At 70.7% G+C, this 4776-nt stretch carries 6 protein-coding genes and 1 pseudogene; 2 read left to right on the top strand and 5 right to left on the bottom strand.

Annotation, left to right across the window (positions count from 1 at the left end):
• Together L7D48_RS25995 and L7D48_RS25990 are read left to right on the top strand one after the other, a co-directional pair.
• Positions 1-1229: DUF1349 domain-containing protein (locus L7D48_RS25995; RefSeq protein ID WP_237883097.1), on the top strand; the 1229-nt coding region annotated here is incomplete at its 5' end.
• Positions 1230-1480: 251 nt separating this feature from the next.
• Positions 1481-1642, top strand: coding sequence for a hypothetical protein (locus L7D48_RS25990; RefSeq protein ID WP_237883095.1), 162 nt, complete (start codon positions 1481-1483; stop codon positions 1640-1642).
• A 174-nt stretch (positions 1643-1816) separates the two neighbouring features.
• Here the strand turns inward: L7D48_RS25990 and L7D48_RS25985 are convergent, their stop codons facing one another.
• From L7D48_RS25985 to L7D48_RS25965, 5 genes and pseudogenes are all read right to left on the bottom strand, one after another.
• Positions 1817-2251 carry a hypothetical protein gene (locus L7D48_RS25985; protein ID WP_237883093.1) on the bottom strand — a complete coding sequence of 145 codons (435 nt, stop codon included), beginning with the start codon at positions 2249-2251 and terminating at the stop codon, positions 1817-1819.
• 727 nt (positions 2252-2978) lie between these two features.
• Complete coding sequence (locus L7D48_RS25980; protein ID WP_237883099.1) at positions 2979-3317, bottom strand: ankyrin repeat domain-containing protein; 339 nt, start codon at positions 3315-3317, stop codon at positions 2979-2981.
• A 214-nt stretch (positions 3318-3531) separates the two neighbouring features.
• Positions 3532-3843 carry a hypothetical protein gene (locus L7D48_RS25975; RefSeq protein WP_237883091.1) on the bottom strand — a complete coding sequence of 104 codons (312 nt, stop codon included), beginning with the start codon at positions 3841-3843 and terminating at the stop codon, positions 3532-3534.
• A 98-nt stretch (positions 3844-3941) separates the two neighbouring features.
• Positions 3942-4457 (bottom strand): DUF1877 family protein, encoded by a 516-nt coding sequence (locus tag L7D48_RS25970; protein ID WP_237883089.1) that lies wholly within the window; start codon positions 4455-4457, stop codon positions 3942-3944.
• Positions 4458-4633: 176 nt separating this feature from the next.
• Positions 4634-4776, bottom strand: a pseudogene (locus tag L7D48_RS25965) (IS5/IS1182 family transposase); the annotation flags it as partial.

Here is a 4776-nt window from a genome sequence, read left to right as displayed (position 1 = left end):
TCCTCCCACTGCCGGAGACCTGCCCGCGGCACCGCCTCCCCCCAGGCCGGGTGTGGATCTGGGACGGAGACGCCTACCGGGCGGTGGAGTACGGCGCCGAGCCCGAGCGGTGGGCGGCCGCGGTGCATCCGGGGCCGGACGCCGCCACCATCACCCAGGTCACCGGCGGACTGCCCACCTCCAGCCTGTCGTGCGCAGTGGTGGTGGCCGGCATGCTCGACTCGCTGCTGCTGGAGCCGGGCCGGCGAGGGCTGGAGCTGGGCTGCGGGGCGGGCTGGAACGCCGCGCTGCCGGCCGCCCGCGCCGGACCAGGCCGGGCCACCTCCGTCGAGGCCGTCCACCCTGGCCCACGCCTTGTGGCTCCTGCCTGTGCTGCTCCTCCTCGGCAGCCTGCCCGCCCTGCGCACCTCACGACTCACCAAGGACACCGCATGACGACCCACAACTGTCTCGGCTTCACCGACTGGTCCTGGCTCAACCAGCCCACCCACTGGTCCCCCCAGGAGAACCAAGTCGAGATCACCACAGACCCGGGCACCGACTTCTGGGTCACCACCCACTACGGCTTCGTGCGCGACACCGGCCACGCGCTGCTCCGCCCCGTACCGGCGAACTTCCGCCTGCGCGTCACCTTCGACGGCGACTACCGCGAACAGTACGACCAGGCAGGCCTGCTGCTGCGTCTGGACGACAAGAACTGGATCAAGACCGGTATCGAGTACGTCGACGGACACCAGCAACTCAGCGCCGTCGTCACCCGAGACGTCTCCGACTGGAACGTCGTTCCCCTGGACCGGATCACCGGCACCTCCGCGCACATCACCGTTGAGATGCGCCGCGAAGGCGACCACGTCATCCTCCGCTACGGCACCACCGGGGACCCCCGAGACCCTGCTCCGCCTCGCCTACTTCCCGCCGGGCCTGCCGGCCCAGGCGGGCATCATGTGCGCCTCCCCCGACGGAAAGGGATTCACGACGCGCTTGACCGACCTGTGCTTCGAAGCCCTGTGACACGGCGCCCCCTCGGCTCCTCAATGCCCTCCCGCGAAGCCCGCGATGGCCCAGACTTGCGCGATGTCGGCACCTGCGATTCCCCTATGGGACAGGCTGATTCAACCGAGACAGTTGTACGTCAGCGCGTTGCCGGTGATCAGGGGCATCCGGTCCTGCGCAGCAACTGCATGCCGGTGCGGCGGCGAGCGCTGGCCCGGCGGGCATCAACGTCATAGCGCACGGTGCCTGGACGCTGTCGTTCAACGATGCGGGAGTGCGACCCGATGAACTCAGCGAACAGCTGAGACGGCGGGCCGTCGGACTTCTGCGGCACCCTGCACGGTGGTCATCCCCCCGGAAGCGGGATCCGGTCACCGCGAACTACACGCGGTGCATCAACCAGGCGAGCCGCCCGCGCACCTGGGTCGTTTCGTTTGGCTCATCGGGCGGAGCGGACGTAGTGGCCTACCAGGGCGGGTCCCGCCGCTTGGCCGACGAAGTACTGCGCGCCTGGACAGTGTGGGAGGAACGCGGGGCGCCGGTGCTGTACGACTTCGGCCTCACCCGCACCGAACACGAGCAGTGGGTGTGGAGCGGCGACCCAGACGGCCCCCGCTGGCAGCCACTGGAGACCGCGGCAGTGCACTGACCTCCGCGGTCGGCCCAGCCGCAGAGGCGGTGGCGAGGCCGAGGGGTGCCTTGGTCGTCCCACGCCATCGTGGTCTGCGGGCTTTGCGAGCGCTTTGGGGCAGGTCCTGCTGCGCAGGGCCGCCCTCAAAGAGGGCCGGGGCCCTGTGGCCATGCGCCGCCGGCGGCGGGAGGGTCAGCCGAGCGTGCCGGACTGCTCGGCTTTCAGGTCGTCCTCGGTGAAGGCCACGGCCTCACGGCCCACCCCGAGCACACCGAGCAGGACCTCCAAAGCGCCTTCGACGTCGCGCTGCGAGCGGTTCAGCCACACGAACAGGCGGTCCTCGTCGTGCACGAATCGGCTGAGGGCGAAGTCCGTGCCCTGGATGCGGAACAGGGCCACGTCCACCTCGCCCAGGTCCACCCAGGTGCGTTCCACTTCCAGGCGCAGCCGGGCCGCGACCGCCTCCAGCGGCGGCCTCAGCCCGGCCACCAGCCGGTAGAAGGTGGAGGCCGCCTCCCACAGACTGTATTGGGTAACGGGGTTCTTGCCCACGTAGTAGCCCAGGGCCGACGCGGGCTGCCAGTCAGGCTCCGGCCCCGGCACCTCGACGGTGCCGGGTGTGGCCACAGGCTCCCCTCCCCCACCGGGCCCCGAGGGAGCGGCGTCCCGGTGCGGGACCTGCTGGGCGGCGTGCCACCGGTCGGCCAGACGCTGCCTCCAACCCTTTGGGGGCGGCCAGGGCACACCCCAGGCGGCGAGTTGATCACGGGCCCAGCCGCCCGCCGGAGTACGCGCAGCCTCGACCTCGTCCGGAGAAGGAATCATCACCCGCCCCATAATGGGCCAAAGTTGAGGCCCCAGACCACCGGCTTCAGTCGCGATAACCGCCCACGCCTACCTTCAGGCCATCAGCCAGCAGGTGAAAGCGACCACCGGCCAGACGGCGCGCCCAGCACTGCCGCATACCAACACCCACCGAACACGAACCCTGCACAACGCAGACGACACGACCTGATCACCACCGCCCGCCACCCGAAAAACCCGCAGCTCAGAGCCCCACCCCTAGGACCAGCGCCCGCACTCACCACGTCATCGAGGCACCAGACGGCCCGACCACGGCCACACACCCAACTGATCAACCCAGACCAGACCACCACTCCCTGACCAGAAAAACCACTCCCGGACACCAGGCGCTGGCCGACCCCGGACTGGAATGGGCGACGGTGTGACGTTGCCGGTCTGGACAGCGCGCTCAGCGACCCGGGCAGCAGGACGTGGCCGCCCCGCTGGGGCTGTTCGGATGGTCGGTCCGCCCGGCGGCAACCTGTCCGTCGGCGGGCGCCCCATGCGCGGGTCAGCTGCGGCCGGTGCTCTGGTCGATGTGCGCCTGCAGCAGGCGCAGTGCCGGATGGTGGTCGTAGTGCGCGGCCAGTTCCATCGGGGTGCGACCGTCGGGGTCCGGCAGCCGGGGATCGGCGCCGAAGGCGAGGAGGACGGCAGTGGTGTGGACGGTCAGCGGTCGGCCGCTCTGCAGGGCGCTGTCGCCCTCGATGTCGATGGCGTGGGTCAGCAGCGTCAGGTTGCAGCACACCTCGTCGGGGTCGGTGCCATCTGCCAGCAACCGGGCCAGGGTTTCGGTGTCTTCGCACTCGACGGCCTGGTGGGCCGGGGCGCAGGGCGGAAGCGGAGGCATCACGGCGCCATCCAACCCCTCCCCCGCCCCCGGCCGCCAGCACCCTCCTCACAGACAGGCCACCACCGGGCAGGCCCGGCGGACCGCGACCCGGAAAAGGCGAAGGTGGGCTGGGCGCCTGGGGTGGCGTGGGGTCTACGAGCACAGGCCAGCGGCAGCAGTAGGGCGGCCGTTCAGGAGTGCGCGGATACGCGCCTGACGGCCCGCGCGGAGTTCAGGCGGTGGCGAAGGCGGACAGCAGGGTGTCGGCTCTGATACGCAGCTCCGCCGTCTGCACACCGGAGATCTCGACGCAGACCACGTCGCTGCCGACCGCGGTGGCCAACCGCACCCGTACGGCCTGGTCGGGGCCGACCAGGGGGTAGGAGTACCAGCCGTCGTCACGCTCGTCGTCGGTGGCGGGCAGAGCCGCCTCCACGGTCTCCCAGTCGGTGTCGTCGAACGCGTAGCCGGCATAGCGGGAGAGCAACTCCAGCAGCGGCCGCACGTTACGGCTCCACACCCAGCCCTCCACCACTTGCCGCACCAGCCCCCCCTTCCGGCCTCACCCCAGCCCCATCGGGCCGATCCGGAGCGGGGTCACTCGTACACGGTAGCCGCCCGCAGCCCCCGGGCCGGAGCGGGTCAGTCGGTCCAGGCCACGACCGCAAGACCGCGCCGGCTCGCGGTGGTGTAGAAGGCCCGCAGCGTGCTGAAGTGCTCGGTCAGATAGGCACGCGGGTCTCCGGTGAAGCCTGTCAGTCGGCAGGCCCGGGCCGCTTTGGTGTTGTTCGCGGGCAGATGGTCGAGAACCGCGTCGAGGCCCATACGGTTCAGGGCATGGGCGATCTCGGCCACCGCCGCCGGGGCCAGGAGTGCGGGAGGAGGGGTGAGCCCGTCGTAGACGCCGGGGTGGTCCAGGAACGCGATGTCACCGCCCAGGTCCCCGTCGATGCTCCGGCGCAGGACCGCGATGTGCTCATCCTCGACGCCCATCCCTTGGCAGAACCGGATCAGGTGCCAAATCCCCCAGCCGAGATCCACCATGTCGCCCTCGGGCGGGTCCCAGCCCGGATCACCGTCCGGACCGGTCCCGGCGGCCCGCCGGCACCGCGCCAGATACGCCTCGGACACCCGCGCCAGCTGCTGCGTCAACGCCACACCCGCAGTATCACCGGCCACGCCCCCGCCGCACCCCGCCCATCCCCGGCAGAAGGCAGGACACGTACGCGTGCCCAGACGCACGAGGGAGACTGAGGGTGATCGGGCGGGCCGGGGCCGGTACAGGTCTGCTCTCCGCCACAGGCCGCGCCCCTTCCAGGTAGTAAGAGCGTGTCCTATGTGGTGAGGCGGATCAGTCGCTTGTAGCAGAGGAGGGCTGCGGCCAGGCCGAGGAAGGCCAGGTAGTTGCGGGGATGGCGTTCGTAGCGAATGGTGAGTCGGCGGTAGCCGGCCAGCCAGGCGATGGTGCGCTCGATGA

This window comes from Streptomyces sp. ICN903, from assembly GCF_022015835.1.
GTDB classification, from domain to species: Bacteria; Actinomycetota; Actinomycetes; order Streptomycetales; family Streptomycetaceae; genus Streptomyces; species Streptomyces fenghuangensis.
Note: the sequence above shows the minus strand (reverse complement) of the source record. Positions and strands in the feature narration are given on the sequence as shown.

Excerpts from the sequence above, each read along its gene's own strand:
- L7D48_RS25980 (WP_237883099.1), bottom strand. The coding sequence starts at position 3,317 with ATGCCTCCGCTTCCGCCCTGCGCCCCGGCCCACCAGGCCGTCGAGTGC.